A 24695-nucleotide genomic window follows, 5' to 3' on the forward strand; every position below is an offset into this window, starting at 1 on the left:
GGAGAGAGTATTCAATGGTCAAAAAAGAGTCTGAATCTCTCCTCGAAATCTTTATCAAATTAGGAGTAGCTTTTACTTTGATCGGTCTGTCTACCTTTCTCGTCATTTTCTATTTGATTGAAAATAAATTCAAAGTAGGACAGCGGGAGGAGATATCGTCCGTCACGGGGCTGATTACAAGCGCCATCGAAGCAGCGGACAAATCGGCGGATGCCTATGAGCAACTTGTCGACCTTCGCATGTATTCCGTCTCCAAGGCGATTGCCAAGCAATTGCAGGGAAGAACCGCGTCGACGATTACGGAGTCCGAACTATTCAAACTCAAGGAGGAATGGGGGTTGTCCGACATCTCCCTATTTGTCCGGATAGATGAAGATATTGTCGTCGGCAAATCAACGGATCCCGAGGAAGTAGGCTTGAGCAGCAAGGGTTGGGGGTATTGGTTCAAAGCATTTCAACAGTTGTTCGAGCATAAGCCCGTGGAAGTCAACGAAGGCTTTAAGGCTCCCGATTTCTGGGCGGGACCTCTGACGAAATCCGTGCTTTACAGCGAGCAGTTTCTTTATGCCTATTATTACGACGGCACAACCGATTTTATCATTAACCCGTATGTCTCGGCGGCAAACGTGCAAACCTTCATCGACTCGTTCGGTTCGAACGGATTAATCGACGATATGATCAAAGGCTCAGATGATATCGTCGAAATAGCCGTGCTTAATATCGAACCTTACCTTAACCAAGCAACGCTGACGGTGATTGAACCGCAAAGAGATTTGCCTATTCTATACGGCAAGCATGAGATGAAGTTAAAAGAAGATCAATCGATTCTGAGTAAGGATAGATTAACCAGGGAAGGAGGAGAGGCGGTTTCATTTCGGATGAAAGGCCAAAGCTATAAGAAATTTTATCTACCTCTTTCCAAAAATAGAGTGTTAACTATCGTAATTAACACGTCCGTGCGCGAAAAGACGATAAATCAGATCCTGGCAATGATGGCGTTCGTTTTCGTTGTTTCGTTCGGAATCATTTATGCCGTAGCTAAAAAAATGAGCGGGCGATTTCTGATCTTACACGAGAAAAATAGAAAATTGGCCTATTACGATACGTTAACCGGACTGCCTAATCGGAATCATTTTCAAGAGCATTTAAGAACGACGTTGAATAAGGCTAATGCCGGCAATATTTATGCGATCTTCATGATCGATCTCGATAATTTCAAAAATATTAACGACTCGTTGGGGCATGCGGCCGGCGACAGTTTTCTGCAATACGTCTCAAGCAGGATCAATCGGCAACTAAACGGCAATGGATTCCTTGCGCGAATCGGCGGGGATGAATTTACTCTCGTGTTGCCGATCCATCATCGGTCCGACGCAAACGAAGTTGCGATCGGTTTGATGTCATGTGTAAAGGAGCCGGTTCAACTGGAAGGCCAACAACTCTTGGTTTCCATGAGCATGGGCATTAGCGTGTATCCCGATGACGGTAAAGATATGACTTCATTGCTTAAGAATGCAGATATGGCTCTCTATTGCGAAAAGTACAACGGAAAAAACAACTTTTCCTTCTTCAATTCGGACATTCGGGTAAATCAATCGTCTAGCGGGAGGTGTTAACGTGAACGTAGATCAATACTTATCGATATTCATCGATGAATCGTTGGAGCATTTGCAATCCATCAACGCGAACCTGCTTAGCCTGGAACAAAACCCCGACGATCTTGACATCGTCCATTCCATCTTTCGCTCAGCGCATACGCTCAAAGGGATGTCCGCTACGATGGGATACGAGGATTTGGCGTCTCTTACGCATCAGATGGAAAATGTGCTTGATAGGGTGCGCAATAAGCAGTTGGAACTGGAACCTTACATTATCGATGAGTTGTTTAAAAGCAACGACGCTTTGCAAGCGATGGTACAGGACATCGTTCAGGGCGGGACGGGAAGAGCCGAAGTTGCGGCAAACCTACAGTCGCTGAAGCTGATCGCGAATGGAGAAAGTCGGGAACAGCATGCCTCGGGGGAAGAGGAGAAGGCCGAATTATCGCATTCGCCATTCGATGTGGACGAGTATCAATATTCCGTTCTTATTCGTTCTCTTGAAGCTGGTTTCGGCGTTTACTTTACGGAGGTCGTAATTCGGGGAGATAGTCTCTTAAAGGCAGCGCGAGCCTATATGGTGTTTCAATTGCTCGAAAAGCACGGGGAAGTGATAAAGTCGACCCCATCGGTCGAGGAAATCGAGCAGGAGATGTTCGACCGGTCATTCTTCGTTGTTATTATCTCCAAGGTGAACGAAGATGTGCTGCAAACCATGATCGGCAACGTGTCCGAAATCGAAGCCGTTAAGGTTTCTCGAATCACTCGGGGAACGCTAATTGAACTAAAGGGTCAGCATCAAGAAACGACGATTGCGAAGGAAATTCCCGCCGAGACGGCGAAGCCCGCCCGAATCGGAAATCTTGACAAACCGGTTACGGCGGTAAACGTCTCCGCCGCCGTTGCGACGGCAAGCCGCAGCATTCGCGTAGACCTCGATCGTCTTGACGCCTTGATCAATTTATTCGGCGAAATGCTAATCGACCGCGTCCGACTGGAACAACTCGCTTCGGAAATTCGACGGACCGAGTTGACCGAAACCGTCGAACATATGTCGCTCGTTAGCAACTCTCTGCAAGATATCGTGATGAAGTTGCGTATGGTACCGATTGATACGGTCTTTAACAGATTTCCTCGGATGATTCGGGATGCCGCCAAGACGTTGGACAAAAAAATCGAATTGATCATGACCGGCGTGGAAACCGAACTAGATCGGACGGTCGCGGATGAAATCGGGGATCCCCTCGTTCATTTGCTTCGAAACTCGGCGGACCATGGGATCGAGCGGACGGCTGATCGAATTGCCGCGGGAAAATCCGCAACCGGCACCATACATTTGCGTGCTTTTCATAGCGGAAACCTTGTATTCATTGAAATAGAAGACGACGGCGGCGGCATAAACGGAGAGGCCGTACTGGCCAAAGCCATCCAGAACGGGTTGGTTACGCAGGATCAAGCTTCGAATTTATCCGAGGAAGACATCTATTCTTTATTGTTTGCTTCCGGTTTTAGCACCGCCGGGCAGGTGTCCGATCTTTCCGGTCGCGGCGTAGGCTTAGACGTCGTCAAAACGAAAGTCGAGTCGCTTGGCGGCCATGTTAGGGTCGAATCGAGACGCGGCATAGGAACGAAATTTTCCGTCCAATTGCCGCTGACGATATCGATCATTACGGCGCTGCTCGTTCAAACCGATTCCGAGAAATACGCGATTCCGCTTTCTATGATCGTTGAAACGACTTCCGTGCGCATGGATCAGGTTCGCAGCGTACACGGCATCCGAACGATTTGTTATCGGAATAGCATTATTCCTGTTATTTCGCTTTTAGACCATTTCAAGATTCCCGGAGAGGTTCGATTATACAACGATAACGTCAATATGGTTGTCGCTCGTAAAGCGGACAAGCTGCTTGCGATCGAAGTAGACGAATTTATCGGGCAACAGGAAATCGTGTTGAAATCGCTGGGGAAGTTTTTGGCCGGCACCGACGTTGTATCCGGCGCGACGATTCTCGGCGACGGTCAAGTCGCGCTTATCATCGATACGGACGCATTTTTTCAATAACAATGGGGGCAAAGAAATGAAGGTTATCGTATTTGCGTTGGAAAACAAGGAATATGGAATCGAAGTCGAGCGGGTTAGAACGATCGAGAGGCCGATGCCCATTACACGAGTTCCGAATACGAGCGACTTTGTGAAAGGCGTCGCGAATATGCGCGGGGTAATCGTTCCGATTATTAGCCTTCGCCGAATGTTCGGCTTGGAAGATACCGGCATGACAAGCCAAACAAGAATTATCGTAGTTGCTTTTAATGGGATGGAAGTAGGCATATTCGTCGATTCCGCGAACGATGTCATGGACATCGATCCGGATGACATCTATGCCCCCGCGGAGCTTGTGGGCCGCGTCGAATCTAAGTATTTGCGAGGAGTAACGAACATAGGGAACGGTCGCTTGCTCGTTATGCTCGATGTAGAACAACTATTGAAAAATTGATTTTGCGGATTTGTATATAGACTAAGAAATGAAAATATCCTGGAAGCGTTCAAAAGAACCGCTACCAGGATATCTCTGTTTTTATAGCTTTAACGAAGCCCGAAGGGAATTGAGCATGCTGCCAGCGCCGTCGCCCGCATCAAGCGGATATACATGTTTGATGACTAGGAAGCCCTTATCGAGCGGATAGAGGGTATAGCCGGCATACGACGTTTTGGAGCTGAAGTTGACCAGGGTAGCGGGTAAGGAACCTTTTTCGTTCAGATCGACTTTCCCCGTTTTTTTATATCCGGCTTTCGTAAATTCCGAATTCAGAGCCGTCATGACTTGATCTAGCTTCGTTCCATCTAGGACCTGCAAGGATATGATCAAACTGCTTTTCGCCCCGATCGGTTTGGTGAACGTAACCTTTTTGTTGCCCGTATCGACGGAAGGAGCATTAAAAACGGTATCCAACTTAAAGGAAATGCCTGAAGGATTCAAAGTATAAGGAATCACTTCGACTTTCTCGGTTATCCCTTCTTTTGAACGGGTGACCATCTCCTTCTGGCCCGATTTCAGGGAGAAAGATACAGGGTTGGATAACTTAAAGCTTTTCGCCACGTTTAACGCGCTGGATTCAGCGACGGCACTCGACCGAAAAACGAGATCGTAAGCTATTTTATGGGCTTCATCCTTAAGAATATAATGCAAATCGCTGACTTGCGTTTTCTTGGCAGGGTCCGGCTTATAGGTTACCGTTGCTTGAATGGCCGGTAGCGCAAGCTCTTTTACGGTTTTTACGTTGCTCGCCGTTCCATAATTCGGGAGCAGGCTGCTATCCGATTGTCCTTTCGTATAGCCGAGCAATTCAACCTTCCCTACGTATAGGTTATTTGCTTTCGTAAAGGCAATGGCGCCGTCGCTGGCGCTTTTCGCTACCCAGTCGACGGGAATTTCGAGGCTGAATCCTTTACCCTTCGCTTGTTTGGTAGCAGGGGCAATGATTTTGTTCGCAAAGACGGATTCGGTCATCGTCGCGAATAAGAATGTCATACAAAGGAATACTATGCTGATTTTTTTCATTTTTCCCCACACTCGCTTCGTCTGTTGTTATTTGCACAACCAATGACGAAGAAATTGTCCAAAGTGTTGCAGCCTTTTAGGTAAAGATTTCCTAAAGAAATTGGCCAAGGGAAGTCCGTATTTAGAAAAAGAACAGATCGCGGGCTACGAAAGCAAGTTCATATTACGGTTACGAAAGAAATAGAATAGATTATTCCTATACAGAGGAGAGACATGATATGGCTGGTTTTGCAGCGAATTTCATAGAGAATCCATATGCCGTCTTCAGGGAAGCAAGGCAGCGGCACCCTGTGCTAATGACGGATTTGTTTGGTCTACCGATGTGGCTTGTGACAGGCTATAAAGAAGCGGAGGCGCTACTGAAAGACGCGCGTTTTGTTCGGGAAGCTAAAAATGCCGACACGTCCGGTCATCAAACCGTTCGTTCCGAGAACAGCCCGCCTGAAATCGGGCTCATGCGAAACATGATGCTGTTTCGCGACGCTCCCGATCATACAAGACTCCGCAATCTGGTGAACAAAGCGTTTACGCCGCGGATGGTCCAGAAACAGGGCTCGATCATCGAGAGCATCGCGGACGAATTGCTGGATGATTGCCGAGCAAAGCCGCAACTCGATCTAATCCGCGATTATTCGTACATGCTTCCGGCATTTGTAATCGCCGAGTTACTCGGTATGCCGAAGGAGGACCGGGTTTTTTTTCGGAAATGGTCGGACGCGTTCTTCCGGTTTATGGACTTTAATCCTTCTATTGATAATATGGATAGCATGACGAAAGATATCGAGGATGCAAAACGATACTTTGAGGCGCTAATAGAAACCAGAAAGGCGCACCCCCAGGATGACTTGATCAGCAGGCTGATTGAGGCCAAAGAAAAGTATGATCAGCTAACTACGGAAGAGATGGTCGCCACCTGCATGCTGCTTGTGTTTGCCGGTCATGATACATCGGGCAATCTAATTACGAACGGATATAAACTGCTCTTGGATCACCCCGAGATGTACAATATGTTGCGAGGCAACCCCGCATTGTTTCCTGCTGCGCTGGAAGAAATTCTTCGTTATCAACCGCCCATACTGATGGCCTACCGGGTCGTTAGCGATGCGCTCGTGTTTGCCGGTCAAGCGATGCAGCAAGGTGAGGTCGTAATGATCGCGCTCGCCGGCGCAAACCGTGACCCTTCTGTCATCCATGAGCCGGAGGATTTCAATATCGTTCGTACCGATTGCAAGCATTTGTCTTTTTCATCTGGCCCGCATTTTTGTTTGGGGGCTCCGCTGGCTAAGCTGGAAGGCGAGATTGCCCTCCGAAAGCTAGTGACACGCCTGATTAAACCGGAAATTATCGGCCAGCCCCAATGGAAACAATCCATTATTTTTCGCGGTTATCAATCCCTTCATATCCGTGCCGAGATCGTGTAACGATGCGATTGACGAATAGAAAGCGATCGCTCCCATCGGGGAGGCGATCGCTTTTTGGTTAAACCGCGTCTTCCCGTTTACGGAAGAACGTCTTGAGAGCATTATAGATTTCCGCTTTCTCCTTAATCACATAATACAAAAACTGCTGATGCTCCAGATGCTTGTAAGCCGACATAAGCGTGCTACTCCGGTTGTATTGGTTGACCTCGCCGTAACCGAAAATGTTCGAGCGTTCCAGCAGTTCCTTGATGAGTCGCACGCACCGCTCGTTGTCGCTCGTCAGGTTGTCGCCGTCGGAGAAGTGGAAGGGGTAGATATTATATAGTGACGGAGGATAACGGCTATCGATGATTTCCAAAGCTTTAATGTAAGCGGACGAGCAGATCGTGCCGCCGCTCTCGCCGCGCGTGAAAAACTCCTCTTCGGTCACTTCTTTCGCTTCCGTATGGTGCGCGATGAACACGATGTCGACCTTCTCGTACTGACGACGCAAGAATCGGCTCATCCAGAAGAAAAACGAACGCGCGCAATATTTCTCGAAGGAGCCCATCGATATGGGTATGGCATAAGTAACCATTTAAGTTAGTATGTCGGTGAGGGTATTGCATGGCTCTGAATTAGAACAGGGGATTTTCAGAATACTGCAACAGGAAGGTATATAATTCAATTTCCGATATATTTGAATGTGGCACTGCGCTAATTCAATTTACTGAATTCCGAATATTGAGCCCTTTTAGCAACTTGTATATTTATTAACACTTCGAATGCTTGCTTTTCACTTCAATAGTAGTCCATTTATCATAAAAAATTTCGACATTACGTGTGGGTATTTGTCGACCTCCTTTTTTGGTACAATATTACTAGTAAGAATCTGGATTTTTTTCTAAAGGGGTCACAAAATGAGTAATGAAAATTATCTGAATAATTTAAAACTGGCAATTCTTAAAGGACAATATGAATCTGGATTACTTATTTACAAAATAAAGAAAAGACTTACTCTCAGTCAGATGAATGAGTTACAAAGCTTTGTCAGCAAGAATCAGTTGGAGGGTAAAATTTTTGGAGAACCTCCTTCTACTTATGGGGAATTAAAAAAAAGCGATTTATCTTATCTAGGAGACTCATTAAAAAAAGAACTGTATTGGTCATTCTCGAAAATTAAAAGTCAAATACATATATTATCAAAATACCTTGAACATAAAAGAATAATTGAGAAATGCTTTATTCTAGGAGATTATACAACTGCTTTGGAGACACTTAAATCTCTTAATGAGAATTTTGGGTACTCCATTTGGGGGTTAGAAATCGAGTTTCTACTTCAAGAATATGTCGGTGGCATTGAAAAAAACAAAGAATTTTTAAATTCAATTAACTCTTTAAACCCTGACATTATTATTGCCTTGTTGGCGGATTTTTATAGTTATAAGGCAGAAAAGAATATTTCGTTAACTCAATACTACAATAGAATTATCGCAACTCAATATTCAAATATTAATATCTTATCTTCATACCTCAATTTTAAATTAGCAAACCCTTATGAATATACAGTTAGTGATTTAATTAACATATTATTTTTAGAGGGTAATTCTTCAATAATAGACATATATGAAACTCTTCTTGGTGTTTGTCAGCAAATTCAACTCATAAGTGGAAACAATCAAGAAATGAATGAAATTAAAGTATTTCTTATTAAAATATTACCTTTGTTTTATTCTGCGCTTGACGATAGAAGGTGGGATAATATACTTAGATATTTAGACGCATCGATACCTTTAAAATTACGACAAACTGATATTGAAATGATCGAAATAACAGATTTATATACAAGTGGGAATTATGAAGTTTGTTTAAATAGAAGTAAACAACTCATTGAAAAAGAACCAAGTTTTGCGTTATTTGAAATTTGCGCAAAGTCAATGATGTACCTAGATTTTAAAGTGGAAGATTTACCTGATATATCCATAAAAGAGGCGTTAGTTAAAAACCTATTTTTAGCATATACAAAGAAAGAAAATCAAATAGAAGTTCAAAGAAATTTATCAAAATATACTATATTAATGTTGAAAAGCGAATTGAGATATTCGCTCAATCGCTTTATGTCATCGAGATATGAGTATGAACTAAAACAAAGCTATATTATTCTTGAACAATTAAATTCTTGTATTGTGAATCCTCGATTTTGTTTAGCTTATCTCTCAACGGCTAACCAGGAAACTTTTTTAAACAAAGTCAGCAGAACTTTATCTTTTGAATCATCTACAATAATGTTGTTTAAGCATTATCTTTTATCAGATAATTCTGAAGAGACTAAAGTAAAAAAAACAATTCCATTATTGCGTCTTCAGAGGTATGCAATAATATCTGAAATTGTCAATAAAAAGTATGATAAATCGGTTGTCGTAGAAAAATTAATAGATATATCAGAGGCATCCCAACAAATTAATGAACATGTAGGCAGATATCTTTTAGAAAAGATAACTGTTGAGCTATATAATGTCTATCTTCAAAATGACGATCATCTGGAAGCATTGCAGCTTTTTGTTAATACTTTTTTATCCGATAGGAATCTAACATTAAGAATGGATATCAGTAACTTAGCGCACTTGTTACGTAGAACACGCGATAAGAGTATAAAAAAGTTAATAGATTTACCAATTCTAATGCAAAGGTTCGCTCGGGGTAATTATAGTTCAGTATTTCCATCTGTATCTAATTATCTGGATTGTTGCGGCGTGGATAGACCAAGTCAATTAAATAGTATTACTAGTAATTGCTCTACGGGGAGACTTATTTACTTTTTACGATATGTTTGCAGTTTAGAAATAATAGGATCACTAGTTTTGGTGTTTCAAACCGAAGAAGAAGTTCTCCGAGAAAGAACAAATATTCTTCAAGTACTTATTAGCATTGATCCTGAAAACGAAAACGAGTATGTAAGAGAGCTAAGTCAAATCAATCAGAAATTGCGTATCAGCAATAAAGTGAAAGTAATAGATGAAAGTAGAATCGATATTAATGTCAATGGAATAAAAAAAGACCAGGATTCCATGTATAGAGAGGCATATGAGAGATATATTAGTATTTCAAGTCGAAATTTGAAAGGAATAGATATTACACAGTTTTCAGATGTCAAGGATATATTTGGACTTGGTAAGGTAAACAAAGATCAAGAAAATTTAAGTTATTTATTTTTTAAAGAAGCATTAATCGATATTCGTAACCAATTTGTTTTCAACAATAAATATGGATTAGATGCAACACTAAGTACTAGGATTCGTCACGGTGCTTTAATGAATGAAATGAGAAGCCCATTTGAGAATCAAAATTTGATTCTATCTAAAAGGAATCACCAGTCGGAGCGTTATGAGCTTAATCCATTTTGGGGTGAGACTTTAAACGAGTTGACCGAAGAGGAAACAGAGCAAATAAGAATTGTACTTGAAGATTTTTCAAAGAAAATAGATTCGAAAATTTATGAAATAAATACAGAATGGATTCGGATATTAACTGAAATTAAACCTGTTAAAGGCTTTTTCAACTATGTTTTAAGTGATGCAGTTGTGAGAAACATTTACGAAATTTTTTATAGTTCGGCAGTAAAGAATAGCGAAGATTTTTTCGATATTATTATAGTTTTTCTCTGGAGGATGACTGAAGAGAATTTAACGCTTCTAAGAACAAAAATTAAAGATGAAATTGGTTTTTACTTCATTAATTGCATTCAACTTCTTGAACGGAAAATTAATGACTTGCAGTACAAATTATCTTTATCGGAGAAGATACATAGAGAGTTCCATAGTAAAATAACTAACTGTAGAGTTGATGCCCAAAACCAATTAGATAAAATATCAAATTGGTTTAAAATATCGAAAAATAAGGATGATAGTGATTTTGATGCCAACCTCTTAGTCGATACCTTCATTGAAACTTATGAAATGCTAAACCCACTATATAAAGAAATAAAAATTACATCCGAGATAGTGAGTGGGTCAGTGTTCTCTGGCACTGTGTTTACCTATCTCATAGATATTCTAAGTATATTGTTTAATAACGCTGTTCAACACTCCGGATTTCATAATTTAACGGATTTAGAAGTTGATATATCAATAATCGAGAATGATAAAACATCAGAGATGATTATTGAAATGAAAAATAATCTATCTAGTGATATGGACATAATAAAATTAAAAGAAAATATTCAAAAAATTATTACTAATATCGCCAATGAAGACTACATCAAGGACTATTCTGCAAAAGAGGGTGGCACAGGGTTCATAAAGATATCTAAAATATTTACATATATTCTCGAAATTCAAGCCTTTATTGGAATAGATGTTGTAGACGATAGCAAATTTAGAGTTATGTTAATGTTTAATAATAAGACCTTATTAGGCATTACTAAGGAGAATTCTCATGAACATTCTTTTGGTTGAAGATGATGAACACAAGGCTAGTCTGATAATGGAATTTTTTTCGACCAATATGCCTCATTTTATAGTAAATTGGAAAAAATCATATCAAAGCGGAATGAAAGCAATGTTGACCCTGGAGATAGATTTTATTTTGCTGGATATGAGTATGCCTACATTTGATAGGGAAAATTCTTTTGGCCGCTTAAATACTTTTAGGCATTATGCAGGAAGAGATATCCTTGAAGAAATGTATAGAAGAGATTTAAAAATTCCAACAATAGTAGTAACCCAATTCGGAGTATTTGGGGAAGGAACCGATGCAATTGATGTTAATCAGTTGCATGTCATGTTGAAAGAGGATTTCCCAGAGACATATTTAGGTCTTGTCTATTTTAATGCCTCATTTTCAAACTGGAAGACAGAGCTACTTTCATATTTTGCTGAAAAGGCGGGGAAGTAATTTGTTAAAAGTATTGTTAGTTGACGATGATTCTACAAAAATTAAAAATATAATGTCTTTAATTAATGATTACCCCTCCGTTGAGGTAAAAGTGTGTTTGGATTTAAAAGAGGCGCGATCTGCACTTCATACTGTTAGATATGATTTAATGCTACTTGATATTCAGTTGCCTTTAAAAATTGGAGGTGAAATAAATACAAATGGTGGTATTACATTACTAGAAGAACTAATTGAATCAGATAAGATAATAAAGCCTTTGGAGATTATTGGAATTACATCATCACCTGATTCTCTGAAACAACATTCTAATCTCTTTATGCAATATATGTATTTTGTATTGGAAGTAAATAGTGTTACTACAGAGTGGATAGACAAATTAAAGAACAAGCTTGAATATATGATCGACTGCAGAGCCGACATGCTTCAAGATAGGCGATATGACTTTGATCTAGCCATCATTACAGCGATAAAGCAGGAATTTGAAAGTGTACGAGAACTAAGTTCGAAATGGGAGGATGTGCGCATTAAAGGGGATCCTACCGAGTATAGCATTACCCAGTTTCAAAATGCGGATCGAAAAGTTAGAGTTGTACTTGCGATGCAACATCAAATGGGAATGACCGCTGCTGCTGTACTGTCATCAAAACTTATCTACAACTTTACTCCCAAATACTTAATAATGGTCGGGATTGCCGCGGGAAACAAACATCAAGGAGTTAATCTTGGAGATATACTAATCGCTTCAGAAAGTTGGGATTATGGTAGCGGAAAAGTTAGAGAAAATGGAGATAAAGGTAGGCTTTTTCAAGCGGCGCCTCACCAATTACCTCTAGATGTCAAATTAAAAGAAAAACTTAATAAAAATTTTAATGATATTCTCTATAAAATAAGAGAAAATTGGAAATTTAAAAAACCTACAGATATGTTGCAAATGCATGTAGGCCCAATTGCAACAGGATCTTCAGTAATACAGGATAGTTCTGTAGTAAAAGAATTAATTGATACACAACATAGAAAGTTATTAGGTTTAGAAATGGAAACATATGGAGTATTTTTTGCAGCATACAACGGCATAGGGCCAACACCAAAGGTTTTATCGATTAAATCCGTATGTGATTTTGCAGATATTGAAAAAGGGGACAATTATCACGAGTATGCCTCATATACTAGTGCGGCGTTTATGCAGCACCTTGCAATAAATGAATTATCGTATGATGACTAAAAATCAAAGTTGATATCAATTATTAACTTATAAATATAAATGAAAGAAGCTGGTGAATTTTTAACAGTTTTTGATTATAAACGAGAATGATGAGTAGAATATTACTCATCATTTTTTTATCCCCAATTCCGATATTTCTTGTGCAAATCGGATGAACAAAATTAGATTTTGCTGATTCCGGCTTGATCCTGATATCCTTTACAGTGCAGGGACCAATCTTCTTTAGAAAAATAAAAGCGGCCCCTTCAAGACCAGTTCACCTCCAGTATGTGTCGTAATTAACTAAAGAAATTTGGGGAGGCAAATGTTATTAGTGGGGGAAATGACGATCAATCGTGCAATAAGGTGGTATTGGTTAGATAACAGTGGCGATGGACTATATATTTTGAATATTCCGGTGAATTAGAGCCATCATTCCGGTGATAGTTGAGCCAGTTCTCCGGGAAAAATGAGCCACCCTTCCGGTGGTAGGAGCCACCAGCATGCGGCAGCTCCCGAAATTAAGAAAGTGAGGTCTTCATTACCGGAGCGTGCTGAGTTCCATTCGTGCTGCAACCGTTCCCTCCGTCAGCCCGATGGAAGTGGTAGCGGCGACATGCAGTTCTTCTGCTCGCTTGATCCCTACACCGCGCTTCACTTCCTTCTTTCAGTGGGCCAGGACGTCTCTGGCTCCCTTGGCGACGAGATCAGCGGGCAAAGGGAATGCGCGCATGGTCATCAGCGATGCTTTCCCGTCCCAGTCTTTCAAGACGCGGGAATACTCCGGGAAGAACTGGTCAAACCAGTTGCCGATGCGACCCTTCACTTGCGTTAGACTCGCCGACACTTTCTCCCGAAGATTCATCAGAATGCGCAAGTCTGCGTACTCCTTCGTCGGCAGTTTCGGTTCGGAGTACTTCCCGTTCCGGATCAATTCGGCGATGACCTTCGCGTCTTTGTAGTCGCTTTCCGTCGGCGAATTATCCTCAAGCTCTTTCGTCTTGTTCACATGAGACGGATTGACGACAACGACTTGAATGCCTTGCTCTTGCAAGAAAGCTGCGAGCGGAAACCAGTAGTGTCCGGTAGGCTCGATGCCAAACACGATTTCGGTCTTGTCGTGTGCTTGCCCGAGCTCCTTCATCCACGCCGATAGCTTCGTCAGTCCTTCTGCGTCATTGTTGAAGACACATTCTTTACCGAGTTCGATCCCGCGAAAGTCTACTGCGCGAGCTACATGAACCTTCTTGCCAATATCTGCTCCGACAACCAGTGTTGATTCGTTAATTCGCGTGATACGTTGATTCTGCTTCTGCTTCAACTTATACTTCATGATGAGCGCCTCTTTCGTAATTGGGATATGTTCTTTGGACGGAACGATTCTCAGTATACCGAGTGGCGCTTTTTTGCTCAAAGCTCAAATTACTTCATTACAGGAATGGCTCCTCACGAATGATTTGCGCTAGTCTTCCGACGACGTATAAAGTCATTCTAGCAAGAGGTTAATACGGGTGGCTCTCGTCACCGGAAGGGTGGCTCAAAAATGCCGGAGAGGTGGCTCTCACTTACCGGAACGATGGCTCAATTTGCTCCGGAGTATTCATAATTTATGACAAGTTAATGATGTAAGCGGTTGTTGGGCTTGAGAAAATCTAATGACGTTCCACGTTTCCTTTGCGATAGATTATGGATGAAGGTGCTTGTACGTTCAGCACTTACAGTCTTTGAAGGGATGGTTAGTGAATGAAATTCAAAATAATTCGGAATATAATTCGATTCAAGCATTGTCTTGATACTATAGAGTCTGTTGATGTTTATGACATCAAAACTTGCAGTTGTGGCAAAGTTGGTGTGGATGGAGGCACAGAATATCTAAAACGCCTGGGAGTAGTTGATGATTATGAGGAATTATCAATCATGAATGAAATGTAAAGGTCCGAGTAGTCGTTTAAAACATTATTCGTTCTTTAAGGCATGAGAGAGCAGAGGGGGAGCAGTGTATTGAAGGTCTTTCAACTGAGTAAGTCGAGTGTATTCAAGGCACTACGATAAACAGCAAGGAGATGCATCTGATTTATGCACCTCTTTGCAATTGATGATTTCAACGCAATGGCTCTGTACGCAACGTTCTCACATAAGCAAATAGCGTGTCATGAATAGGTATTTGTATTGTAGCGTTTCGAACATAATTATCTTCAATGTAGATCTTTGTGGAGTTGATTGTTTGATGATTGAGTAATTGTCTTATAACATCGATGTCAGTCCCATTTTCATACATAACAGTTGCAAAAGATCTCCGTGTATCATGAATTCTTGCTGGTGGGATTCCGGCTTTTTCGAGGTAGAAGCGCAGCATATTATTTGCACGTTGCTGTGAAATAGGCTTAATTTTATTTCGAATTGTAGTAGTGAAAATATAATCATCTGAATTTATGTTGTTCCGTTGACAATAAATTTCAATTGCGCGTGTTAAACCAATCTTTGTAACAACATACATGCTACGCTTATTTTTTGTTTTTTTTAGAAAAAAACATTGTTTTCTGAATGAATGTCTCTCCGTTTTAAGTTAAGGATTTCATTAATTCTACAACCGGTAGAGAGTAAAGTGACGAATAAGAGGCAGTCCAATTCTACGTTGTCGCTATATTTGATAATACACATTACTAGCTTTAAAATTTCCTGACGATTTAAAACACGCTTGATTTTCGGTTCTGGCTTATGGTCTTCAAGTTTAAATTCAATCGATGCTATCACATTTTCGAAGTTACTCGTTAAACTAAGATGTTTGAATAACGTACTAAGAGCTGATTTCATGGAAGCTAACCAAAAGTAACCTTTAAAGAGGTGTGCCTCAAAAAAATCATCTAGTATTGTTGAATCAATCTGATCATAAATTTTGTTGTCATTATCATATTGCATATAGTAAATCATCGATAGATTTACATTTTCAATGGGTTCATCAATTAATCTAGATAAATATTCTGCGAATTCATATAAACGAATACGATAACTTCTTTTCGTCTTTTCTGCGAGATTCGAAGAAAGGAGAGAGTCATCAATCTCTATTACAAGTGGGTTCATGTTTCATCGATCCCAAATAGTTTGAATAACACTTTTTCTAGAGGTATCGGGTATTTCTGAACCTCAATTAATAGATCTTCTTGAAGCATCTTAGTATATATCATCGTTGTTTCAATATGTTTATGTCCTAGTAATTCAGCAATATATTCGATTTTCATTCCTGCCTTAAGGCAGTTAACGGCAAAAGTATGTCGAAAACCATGCGTGCTATATGCATGCGGGTGACCAACATCAATGAATAATTTTTGTATCATTTTTTGAACTGCTGATTTGGTTATTTGTTTTTCTTCTTTCATATAAAGTGTTGTAAACAAAGGTTGATCCGAGTTTTCTTGAACCTGGCGTAAATCAAGATAACTAAGCAGAATCTTGCGGGGGAGAGGATACAATGTTACATACCGGGTTTTATTATATTTACCAGTAAGCTTGACATTGTTTCGTTCAAAGTTTATGTCGCTGACTTTTAACTTTACCAACTCATCAACCCGAGCACCGGTTGATAGTAGTGTACAGACAATTGCATGGTTACGATATGGGTTCTTTGTAAAGGTAGATGCTCTCAATACTTCTTTGACCAGATTATCGGGAATACACTTGGGTTCTCTGTCGATTTTCTCCCATCGAAATTTATTTTTAATATGTCTCTCTCCATCTTTAACAAACAAGTATCCTTGATCCATAGCAAAATACATCATTTTGCGAATGAATTTTAAATAAGTATTGCTCGTAGAGGGAGTTACTTTTTCAGCGTTTTTAAAGGATTTACATGTTTTTAAATATAACTTAAATATGGTTATATCGAGTTTATGAATATCTAATGTAGCGTAGTTATTCAAAATGAAGTTGTGAAAAGGTTTCAAAAAAAAATAGTAATTTTTTGCGGTTCGTTCAGTTATTCCATCTAACTTTACATTCAAATTCAAGTGCTCCATGAATTCTACAATAACCTCAGAGATCGTTTTCTGAGCATTTAATGAAAGCAGTTGATGCATTACAAAATCTTTATTTTCGCGCACAGCCATCAATAATTCAAATTCAATGTTTAATGCTTTACAAACTGAAGAAAAGACAACTGAGGATACACCTAAACCGCCAATCGATTAGCGCGATTTGCTTAAGTTAGGTAAGCAATAAATCTGGAATGAACGTGAACAAAATGGTGAATTGGACAAAGACCCATCTACATAGAGATATGTAAACGAGTTATGGGGTGATTGGATAGATGCCCTTTACTGTACATGAAGTTGATGGTGAGCAGCCTGTCGGTGAGTGGCTTGTGCAAAAAATAATCGATTTTGCTTTTGTGGAATTGGGTCTTGTCGTAAAGGTGGAATTAATTAAGCAAAGCAGTGTGAACACAAGTAGCCCTCCGGATGAAAATCAAAGATAACAAAATAACCGTCAACAAGGCGGTTATTTTTAATTGGTCAGGGAATCATGAGAATAAGAACATATGTTCTTATTCTCATGAGGCGGTGACATGATGCACGGTTTTGCTCTGATTTCAAAAAAAGGCATTGAATTTCTTGATGAAGCTTATTCATGCCGAATTGCTGTAAAAGAACGTTGGTTTAATATCGATGAAACGAATGTGAAATTGGCTGAAGTTTTATCAGTAGACCCGTTTCGGCAACAAATTACGATTCGCTTCAAAGGAAAAGTTGTTGTTTGTAATAAGCTGCTTGATGGAATTGAAGCGACAATGCTGTGGTTTGACCCTTTGCCTGCCAATACTCAAATGATTAGATGTAAGAAGATTAATAAAAGCAGTCACTTGGATAAAGAAGTTCAGAAGTAGGGGGTAAGAGTAAAATGTTTACCTCACAAAAAATCAAGTGCGCTATCTATGCACGGGTGAGCACGGATAGACAGGGTGAGTCGATTGAAAATCAGGTGAGTCAATGTCAGGAGTATATAAGTAGGCTAGACGGTACTTATGATACTTCTGATTGTCTTATCTATCGTGATGTGGCCGTGTCTGGATACTACACAAGCGTGTTTGATCGAGCTGAAATGAAACAAGCAATAAGGGATGCACGTGAGAACAAGTTTAAGCTACTGGTGTTTAAGGAAGTCAGCCGGGTAGGCAGAGATAAACAAGAAAATCCCGCGATTATCGGGATGTTCGAACAATACGGGGTTCGCGTAGTTGCTATTAACGACAATTACGATTCGTTGAACAAGGACAATATCACCTTTGATATTCTCTCCGTTCTCTCCGAGCAAGAAAGCAAAAAGATATCATCTCGCGTTAGCAGCGCGCGGAAACAGAAGGCGAGGAGGGGGCAATGGGGAGGAGAGCCTCCCCTCGGCTATTTTGTTAATCCCGAGAACAAAAAATTGGAAATCGACGAAGAATGGAGTCCGATTCCTAGATTGATCTTTGATCTATATGTTAACCACGGTCTGGGTACGTTTAAGGTCGCGGAGCACCTAAATAATCAGGGTATTCAAACTAAGAATGGTTTTATGTGGAGTCGTGAAGCCATTAACAGGATAATAAGAAATCAAGCTTATATAGGGTCGGTCATTCATGGAACGCGTCGCAACAAATTGAAACGGGAATATGAAGAAAACGGGAAAATGTCAAAGAAGAAAATTCAGCTTAGGATCTCAAAGGATGAATGGCAAATCGTAGAGAATGCACATGATGCAATTGTTGATAAACATGTGTTTTATCAAGCGCAACAGATTCTTTTGTCCAAAAGCCATCACAGAACACCTAGACGAGCTTATCATCCGTTAACCGGTATTTTGTTTTGCGGGGAATGTGGACAGGGAATGGTTTGCCAAAAGCGAAGTCATAAGGGTAAGACGTACCGTTACTATATCTGTAAAACTTATCACAAATACGGACGGAATAAATGCAGTCAGGCCAATATCAATGCGGATGAGCTAGAAGGAACAATAGTTAAAACGATAAGAAGAAAATTAGAAACGATCCCTTCTGAACTGTTTTCAGTAACCGTAAACCATGAATTTGAGATGCAACGCCTAAACCAGGAAATCGTTTCGAGAACAAATAAACAAGAAAAACTTAAGAAAGAGCAATTAGATTTCTTCAAACAAAGAGAGCTATTCGAAGAAAAAACGTATCAAAACGAGATGATCAATAAGAAACGCCAAATCGAAGCATTGAATGATGAGATCGAAGTATCAAGAAGACAACTTGAAAACCTAAATACTGAGACTGAAAAGAGTGCAAAGTATGTGCATCTATTAAAAGACTTTTGCCGCCTTGAATTAACGGAGGAAAGGATGAGAAAGGTTTTGCATGAATTGATCAATAAGGTGACTTTTAATAAAGAACATGTCACAATTGAATATTTCTTTGATTTTGAAGGTTGTTCTCTTAAGGATGCTTAGAGCTTTATCGGAAGTTAACTGAACCCGGATTTTGACGGATTATCCGATCCAAAATCTTCGCGGTAATGATAGGGTAAAATGCACGATTATTTTGGGGAATTTAGCTTGACGAAATACAAACGAAAGTCACATTAGCATTTTTAAACTCCTAGGCCCTCTAATTAAACTGGAGTCGTTCCTCCCAATTTAATAGACTGTAGCTATAGGGGAGGCGGACATTGTGCGGTTAGGAAAAGTGTTTGAGGAAAGCGAATGCAGATCGTTAGAGGACAAGTACAACAACCTTAATTCACTTTATCGTCTGAAGAACGATTCGGGGTTTGTCTATATAGTGAAGCACGCCTCTTCTACGATTCCACTTGCTGACACGCTGATGGCAATCAGCGTGTCGAAGGAAAATGAAGATCCTGCTAAGATTCGGCAATTGATTGATAAGGCTAAGGTACAAGCGGAAGAAATTAATGAGCAACTGTTAACACTCATTGAATTTTGCGATATCTACACAAACAATGCTGCCCCTAAGCTTTCAATTAATAATACGTTAATGACGACAGATGAGCAGCAGGACATGTTTTTTCTTGCTTTTCAAGCGAATGTTTGACGTCCGTTATACAGTATAAGCTACTCGTATTGGAAGTCTAACCCTAAAACGATAGACACCAGGACCAGAGAATCCTTACGCTCACTGGCGACGGAGCTTCGTGCATTAGAAAATACAATTTCGTCATTAAAAGAAGCCTCAGATCAGGCAATTTACCAAGAGCATATGGAACCTGTTAAAGTGGATATGCTACGGCAATTGAAACCACACCTTGAAAGAATGAAAAAGATCTATGGTGAGTTTTCAGGACATAAATAAGCCGAATGCGTGGAATAAGGTCACCAGGAAGCTATCGGAAATCGACCTTGAGTCATTCAACTAACGGATACTATAGTTCAATAAAACAGCAGCAGTCAAGGGCTTTATTTTCTCCTCCATGACCGCTACTGTTCCGTCTAGCCGTAAAAACAACAGAATCCGTCATTTCATTTAGCTGCCGTTGGCATTTAGATATTATTACTCGAAAGTTCTACCCAAAGCAATAATATAGTTAAGCTGCTCATTATACGTACCTGAGCTGAAATCTAAATTCCGCTCGATAATCCCACCCTTCTTAATTAATGGTCTCTCTCGCACAGGCTGACCCGGCATCGGAACATCAATCTCCATCATGGTATCCTTCTGTGTCCGTCGCGAGGCGGAATCTGAAGGAAGCCGGAGGCAAAAGCACGGCTCGAGGTACACGAATCCAATTTGAGGCGGTCATAACCGGATGAGTCACCAAGACATGACGAAATCCTAAGCTGCCAAAGACTATGGCCGCAAAATTGGGCGAACTCGGGCGGAAAGATGACGTTCTTATCTGGGGAGGCCTGCGGAATTTACGCGAAGTTATTTCGTAACCGCGGAGGAAACGCCGCGCTGAATCTGCAGGAGTCAGCAGAAGCCATAGTACGCAGGCGGTTGCAACGGCTTGCGGAAGGGCTGAACTTAAAGGAGAGATGAAAACGATGCGTTCGCGCGAAGGGCAACGACAGCAGAATATCCCGCAAGGGAGCTCGCGGCAAAGGATAGCGGTGAAGCCGCAAGGGTATACCGGAGCATATCAGAAGCATCTCAAGGGGCCGCCGCTCAAACAACCGTCCCCGTCAGAAAGATCGTTTTTCTCCTCCTTTCCTCTTTGGTTTGTTCGACCTTATATCTAATCATTACGATATGCGTCAGACATATCAAACTGGGCGCAAAACAGCATCGCCGAATGCATGCAAGCCGGAATCGTTTCGGGAAGAAACGGCGCACTGCTAGCTCCAAAGGCTTATATGACAAGGGCTGAAGTCCCGGTGATCATTCAAAGACTGCTGCAAAAATCCGACCTCATTTAATTTGCATTTCGTAATAGGGGTTGCCCCGCTAGCAAAGCCATATCGCCGGGGTAACCCTTTATTTGCTTTTTTTTCGCAGGCCCATTAGTGGAGAGTTTGGTTACTACTTACGTCGCTTAGAAGCTGAACTGTCTACGGAGTGCAGAAGATAGCGAGGAAAGTACGGGAAGGTTTTGTATGTTCAACGAGAAACCACACCACGGATTCTCGCGAATACTTCAGCTCCTTCTTTGTGCGAAACGAGTCAGACACTGTGTGTTTCGCTATAGGAACTTCCCTTAAGAACATTAAAATCTCTTTGCTTACTTGGGCCGAGAGGGTTATGGCGTCCATGTGGAACTTCACGATGGTAGTACAGAAAGGGACGGCTCTGTTCTTGGAACAAAGCATCGCTAATGCAAAACGTGCGACAGATCTGCCGCTTCTGGTACGAATGGACGCTGGCAATACAGTGCCAAAAAATCTGCGCGTCTGTAGTGACAGGTATCGCATACGAGTAAAGAAAAGGCAAGATCGAATACATCGGATTCATGGAGTTCCCCGAATAGGGATTCGATCGCGATCTTCGTCAGGTGTTTCATGTGATCCATCGAAACATTGATCTGGATGGACAAGTGCTTTTATTTCCAGACATTAAAGTGATCATCTACTGGACTTCACTTCGTTGTGTGTCTTAGTTGGTTATAGTGCTTTATCGTGATCATGGAACGAGCGAACAATTCCACAGTGAAATCAAATCTGAACTGGATTTAGAGCGACTGCCCGCCGACATATTTTCAACCAACGATTTAGTCTTTTTGCCTACAACCTTCTTCGATTTATTGGTCAAGAGAGTCTACGCGAAGGGGATTCTCCCATCCGTAGCAATGTGCAATACCGGAGAATTCGAACGGTCATTCAGAATATCATTTACATGGCTATACGTTTCGTTCGTCATGCTCGTAGCATTCAATTCAACTTCGGCTGCAACAGTCCGTGGTTTTCCGTTGCTCGGCGTGTATATAATGCTTTTACTTGAATCAGGGGGATCTCAACAGCCAGTGTCCAGGTCTTGTTCGCGACGATACGAGGCTTGTTCCCGTATCGGAACTTACAACTCCAAATGAATAGAAAAACCTCTAATTAACATTATTTACATATAACCCTCTTAATGAGGGGGAGGCTGGTGTCACGGATTCAGGACATATGACCAATTAGGCAATAACAGTAAAACCAATTCAACTACACCGTTCTCGGTCTTCTCGTTTTCCAATGTAAGATGGATTACGGCAGGGAGCCATAGTTCCGAAAGCGTCTATCGTTCGCATACGATCAGCTGATTACATGGATCCGCAGCCTTTTTACCTATCAAGAATGATTGAAAAAGTTGAATCGAATCGGCTTGTCTGTAATTTGGTAATTATATAACAAAATTCGACAAAATAGACCCGTATACAAAAATTCCCTTTTGAATTATTCTAAACTTTGACAAAAAATACTAATGGAGGTTGTTGAATAGTGAAAGTAAACTCAAGATTCAAATCGATATTAATTATTATGCTAATCACAAGCATTTTTTTGGGGTCCGTATCATCAATAGCTAGTGCGTCAAAAAGCAATGTAAATGAAGGTGATCAGAAAGAAGACGATTTTACACAAAAGGTAGAACTTGTCGATGAACGAACCCAATACAGTAAAACATTTCTCAATGAAGACGGTACGACCACTGTAACCTCTTCTACATACTCACTGAATTATTTTGACGCACAAGCCTTGAAAGAGATTGATACGACCATTCGAGAAGATAGCAGTGACCCTAACTATACACATAGTATGCTGGCCAATAAATTTAAAGTGAGATTGAATAATAAGAGCCACAAACAATCGGTTACATTGTCTGTATCCGATGATTCTGTAACATACTATGCGAAAGGTATGAACAGTGTAGTTGGGTCTATTGATGGAAATAAAATAACCTACAAAAACGCATGGAAGAGTACTGATTTACAGTATCAAGTGGAAAATGATCAGCTAAAAATGTATATCAATTTAGCAAATAATACTGCTCCAAAGACTTACTCATTTGAAGTAGTAATGAAAAATGTGGGCTATAAAATGAATCCGGACGGATCAATTGATTTTATTAACAAGAATGGTGAAGTAGCTTTTCAAATTCCACAATTATGGGTGATGGATGCTTCAGGAAAGGGAAAACAGTACGATAGGTTGAAAGTATCCATAATGCAAAAGGGGAATAATGCGAATATTAAAATTGCGCTAAATGATCAAGGCTTACAATACCCTATTATTATCGATCCGACAACAACGATACCTGTCCTGGAAGATGGGAATGCTCATGTATTGAATATAAAAAGTGATGGAACAGTATTTGCATGGGGGAATAACTCCAGAGGACAACTGGGGGATGGTTCAATGGTCAATAGAGCTACTCCTGTTCAAGTTAAAAATCTGACAGATGTTATCGCTGTTGCGGCGGGTAATGAACATTCTTTAGCATTAAAACAAGATGGAACCGTGTGGGCTTGGGGCTCAGGTATGTACGGAGAAATGGGCGATGGCTCGTTTATTGGTAAAAATGTACCTGTTCAAGTTAAGGGCTTAGATAGCGTTGTGGCAATCGCTGCAAGGTCAAATGTTTCATTTGCAATCAAACAAGATGGAACATTATGGGCTTGGGGTTATAACAATTACGGGAAGTTAGGTAATGGTACTTTTGCTGATAGTAATGTCCCAAAACAAGTCAGTGGATTAACGAATGTCAAAGCTATTGCATTAGGACGAGATCATTCAATTGCGCTTAAACAAGACGGTACAGTATGGTCATGGGGTTCTAACAAATATGGACAATTAGGCAATGGGACTTATACTGACAAATCAATACCCGTCCAGTTGCTAAATTTGTCGAATATAGTGGCGGTGGCAGCAGGACAAATTCATTCAATGGCTATCAAAAATGATGGCACTGTTTGGTCTTGGGGTGAGAACTATTATGGCCAATTGGGTATCGGTACAAACGATAGAACAATTTTTTTTCCAGTACAAGTTAATGGATTAATGAACGTTGTTTCTGTTGCTACTTTTAGTGATCATTCTCTAGCCCTCAAGCAAGACGGAACTGTTTGGTCGTGGGGTGCTAACGATTATGGCCAGTTGGGAGACGGAACAACTGAGAAGAGGTTAAGTCCATTACAAGTCAATGGCTTAACGAACATAGTTAAAATAAAAGTAGGGTCGGCATTTTCCACAGCGATAAAACAAAACGGAACGGTTTATGCGTGGGGCAATAACAGCTATGGACAACTGGGAGTTGGTGTAGGAAATTATTCAACTACACCTATAATTGTATCAAAAATAATTATTTATAATTATGATAATTCTGGAAGATTAGCATCTATTGTTTATACTTCTTTTTATACTTCGGATGTAAGGATAAACTTTGTATATGATTCAAATGGTAACCTTAAAAAAATTACAAAAACAATGCCTTAATTTTATTCTTACTGGAATACAAAATCAGAAAGGAAGACTGACCAATGAAATTAATAAACAAAAAATTAATAATTATGCTCTCCATTTCAGTAATCACTTTAATTATTACAAGTATCGAAGTACCTGTATTCGCTCAGAATACTAGGCTCTCATCATCGTTACTACTCAGGTAGTCTTGAATTGA

Annotated in this window: 17 protein-coding genes and 3 pseudogenes; 14 read left to right on the top strand and 6 right to left on the bottom strand. The window is 40.5% G+C overall.

The annotated features are described in order from the left end of the window. The first annotated feature begins 14 nt into the window (after positions 1 to 14). From D7Z26_RS12070 to D7Z26_RS12080, 3 genes are read left to right on the top strand one after another with little or no spacing between them, the layout of a single operon-like run. Entirely contained in the window at positions 15 to 1616 is a 1602-nt protein-coding gene (locus D7Z26_RS12070; protein ID WP_120977210.1) for a GGDEF domain-containing protein, read from the top strand. Position 1617: 1 nt separating this feature from the next. Next, positions 1618 to 3660, top strand: a complete 2043-nt coding sequence (locus D7Z26_RS12075) for a chemotaxis protein CheA (RefSeq protein ID WP_120977212.1) — start codon at positions 1618 to 1620, stop codon at positions 3658 to 3660. Positions 3661 to 3676: 16 nt separating this feature from the next. Further along, a complete protein-coding gene (locus D7Z26_RS12080) occupies positions 3677 to 4093 on the top strand; it encodes a chemotaxis protein CheW (RefSeq protein WP_120977214.1) in 417 nt (138 codons plus the stop codon). A gap of 81 nt (positions 4094 to 4174) precedes the next feature. On the opposite strand, the gene D7Z26_RS12085 is transcribed toward D7Z26_RS12080, so the two are convergent. Further along, entirely contained in the window at positions 4175 to 5158 is a 984-nt protein-coding gene (locus D7Z26_RS12085; RefSeq protein ID WP_147423850.1) for a hypothetical protein, read from the bottom strand. A 218-nt stretch (positions 5159 to 5376) separates the two neighbouring features. Here D7Z26_RS12085 and D7Z26_RS12090 point away from each other — a divergent pair, with 218 nt between their 5' ends. Continuing rightward, positions 5377 to 6579 (top strand): cytochrome P450, encoded by a 1203-nt coding sequence (locus D7Z26_RS12090; protein ID WP_120977218.1) that lies wholly within the window; start codon positions 5377 to 5379, stop codon positions 6577 to 6579. A gap of 58 nt (positions 6580 to 6637) precedes the next feature. On the opposite strand, the pseudogene D7Z26_RS12095 reads toward D7Z26_RS12090, so the two are convergent. After that, positions 6638 to 7132 (bottom strand): annotated as a pseudogene (locus D7Z26_RS12095) (DUF444 family protein); the annotation flags it as partial. 346 nt (positions 7133 to 7478) lie between these two features. Between D7Z26_RS12095 and D7Z26_RS12100 the strand changes: the two are divergent. The 3 genes from D7Z26_RS12100 to D7Z26_RS12110 are packed head-to-tail and all read left to right on the top strand — an operon-like array spanning position 7479 to position 12673. After that, the gene (locus tag D7Z26_RS12100; RefSeq protein WP_120977220.1) at positions 7479 to 11012 is read left to right on the top strand and encodes a hypothetical protein; all 3534 of its coding nucleotides are present in this window, start codon (positions 7479 to 7481) and stop codon (positions 11010 to 11012) included. Beyond that, a complete protein-coding gene (locus D7Z26_RS12105; protein WP_120977222.1) occupies positions 10993 to 11451 on the top strand; it encodes a response regulator in 459 nt (152 codons plus the stop codon). Before D7Z26_RS12100 ends, D7Z26_RS12105 begins: the two co-directional genes overlap by 20 nt. A gap of 1 nt (position 11452) precedes the next feature. Further along, on the top strand, positions 11453 to 12673 hold the full coding sequence (locus D7Z26_RS12110; RefSeq protein WP_158602284.1) for a phosphorylase family protein: 1221 nt from the start codon (positions 11453 to 11455) through the stop codon (positions 12671 to 12673). A 526-nt stretch (positions 12674 to 13199) separates the two neighbouring features. Here the strand turns inward: D7Z26_RS12110 and D7Z26_RS12115 are convergent. Next, positions 13200 to 13985, bottom strand: a pseudogene (locus D7Z26_RS12115) (IS110 family transposase); the annotation flags it as partial. A 410-nt stretch (positions 13986 to 14395) separates the two neighbouring features. On the opposite strand from D7Z26_RS12115, the gene D7Z26_RS12120 reads away from it, so the two are divergent. After that, the gene (locus tag D7Z26_RS12120) at positions 14396 to 14584 is read left to right on the top strand and encodes a DUF7695 domain-containing protein (RefSeq protein WP_120977226.1); all 189 of its coding nucleotides are present in this window, start codon (positions 14396 to 14398) and stop codon (positions 14582 to 14584) included. Positions 14585 to 14753: 169 nt separating this feature from the next. Here the strand turns inward: D7Z26_RS12120 and D7Z26_RS28100 are convergent. The 3 genes and pseudogenes from D7Z26_RS28100 to D7Z26_RS12135 all read right to left on the bottom strand — a co-directional run. After that, positions 14754 to 15155, bottom strand: a pseudogene (locus D7Z26_RS28100) (tyrosine-type recombinase/integrase); the annotation flags it as partial. A gap of 17 nt (positions 15156 to 15172) precedes the next feature. Further along, entirely contained in the window at positions 15173 to 15733 is a 561-nt protein-coding gene (locus tag D7Z26_RS12130) for a site-specific integrase (protein ID WP_120977230.1), read from the bottom strand. After that, entirely contained in the window at positions 15730 to 16755 is a 1026-nt protein-coding gene (locus D7Z26_RS12135; RefSeq protein WP_120977232.1) for a tyrosine-type recombinase/integrase, read from the bottom strand. The genes D7Z26_RS12130 and D7Z26_RS12135 overlap by 4 nt, the downstream gene beginning before the upstream one ends. Before the next feature lie 200 nt (positions 16756 to 16955). Between D7Z26_RS12135 and D7Z26_RS27300 the strand changes: the two genes are divergently transcribed. From D7Z26_RS27300 to D7Z26_RS12170, 6 genes are all read left to right on the top strand, one after another. Beyond that, positions 16956 to 17123: a hypothetical protein gene (locus tag D7Z26_RS27300; RefSeq protein WP_158602285.1), complete on the top strand. Its 168-nt coding sequence runs from the start codon at positions 16956 to 16958 to the stop codon at positions 17121 to 17123. A gap of 90 nt (positions 17124 to 17213) precedes the next feature. Further along, positions 17214 to 17531, top strand: coding sequence for a hypothetical protein (locus D7Z26_RS12140; RefSeq protein ID WP_120977233.1), 318 nt, complete (start codon positions 17214 to 17216; stop codon positions 17529 to 17531). A gap of 14 nt (positions 17532 to 17545) precedes the next feature. Further along, the gene (locus D7Z26_RS12145; RefSeq protein WP_120977234.1) at positions 17546 to 19099 is read left to right on the top strand and encodes a recombinase family protein; all 1554 of its coding nucleotides are present in this window, start codon (positions 17546 to 17548) and stop codon (positions 19097 to 19099) included. Positions 19100 to 19319: 220 nt separating this feature from the next. Then, positions 19320 to 19700: a hypothetical protein gene (locus tag D7Z26_RS27755; RefSeq protein WP_233566829.1), complete on the top strand. Its 381-nt coding sequence runs from the start codon at positions 19320 to 19322 to the stop codon at positions 19698 to 19700. 1166 nt (positions 19701 to 20866) lie between these two features. Then, positions 20867 to 21022 carry an S-layer homology domain-containing protein gene (locus D7Z26_RS12160; protein WP_267901009.1) on the top strand — a complete coding sequence of 52 codons (156 nt, stop codon included), beginning with the start codon at positions 20867 to 20869 and terminating at the stop codon, positions 21020 to 21022. A gap of 1497 nt (positions 21023 to 22519) precedes the next feature. Then, complete coding sequence (locus D7Z26_RS12170) at positions 22520 to 24511, top strand: RCC1 domain-containing protein (protein WP_120977237.1); 1992 nt, start codon at positions 22520 to 22522, stop codon at positions 24509 to 24511. The last annotated feature ends 184 nt before the right edge of the window (positions 24512 to 24695 follow it).

This window comes from Cohnella endophytica, from assembly GCF_003628305.1.
GTDB lineage: Bacteria > Bacillota > Bacilli > Paenibacillales > Paenibacillaceae > Cohnella > Cohnella endophytica.

What these genes read in the sequence shown, in the direction of transcription:
- D7Z26_RS12080 (WP_120977214.1), top strand. Translation starts at nt 3,677, where the DNA reads ATGAAGGTTATCGTATTTGCGTTGGAAAACAAGGAATATGGAATCGAA.
- D7Z26_RS27300 (WP_158602285.1), top strand. Translation starts at nt 16,956, where the DNA reads ATGCCCTTTACTGTACATGAAGTTGATGGTGAGCAGCCTGTCGGTGAG.
- D7Z26_RS12130 (WP_120977230.1), bottom strand. Translation starts at nt 15,733, where the DNA reads ATGAACCCACTTGTAATAGAGATTGATGACTCTCTCCTTTCTTCGAAT.
- D7Z26_RS12140 (WP_120977233.1), top strand. Translation starts at nt 17,214, where the DNA reads ATGATGCACGGTTTTGCTCTGATTTCAAAAAAAGGCATTGAATTTCTT.
- D7Z26_RS12145 (WP_120977234.1), top strand. Translation starts at nt 17,546, where the DNA reads ATGTTTACCTCACAAAAAATCAAGTGCGCTATCTATGCACGGGTGAGC.
- D7Z26_RS12100 (WP_120977220.1), top strand. Translation starts at nt 7,479, where the DNA reads ATGAGTAATGAAAATTATCTGAATAATTTAAAACTGGCAATTCTTAAA.
- D7Z26_RS12090 (WP_120977218.1), top strand. Translation starts at nt 5,377, where the DNA reads ATGGCTGGTTTTGCAGCGAATTTCATAGAGAATCCATATGCCGTCTTC.
- D7Z26_RS12070 (WP_120977210.1), top strand. Translation starts at nt 15, where the DNA reads ATGGTCAAAAAAGAGTCTGAATCTCTCCTCGAAATCTTTATCAAATTA.
- D7Z26_RS12105 (WP_120977222.1), top strand. Translation starts at nt 10,993, where the DNA reads ATGAACATTCTTTTGGTTGAAGATGATGAACACAAGGCTAGTCTGATA.
- D7Z26_RS12135 (WP_120977232.1), bottom strand. Translation starts at nt 16,755, where the DNA reads ATGGCTGTGCGCGAAAATAAAGATTTTGTAATGCATCAACTGCTTTCA.
- D7Z26_RS12085 (WP_147423850.1), bottom strand. Translation starts at nt 5,158, where the DNA reads ATGAAAAAAATCAGCATAGTATTCCTTTGTATGACATTCTTATTCGCG.
- D7Z26_RS12120 (WP_120977226.1), top strand. Translation starts at nt 14,396, where the DNA reads ATGAAATTCAAAATAATTCGGAATATAATTCGATTCAAGCATTGTCTT.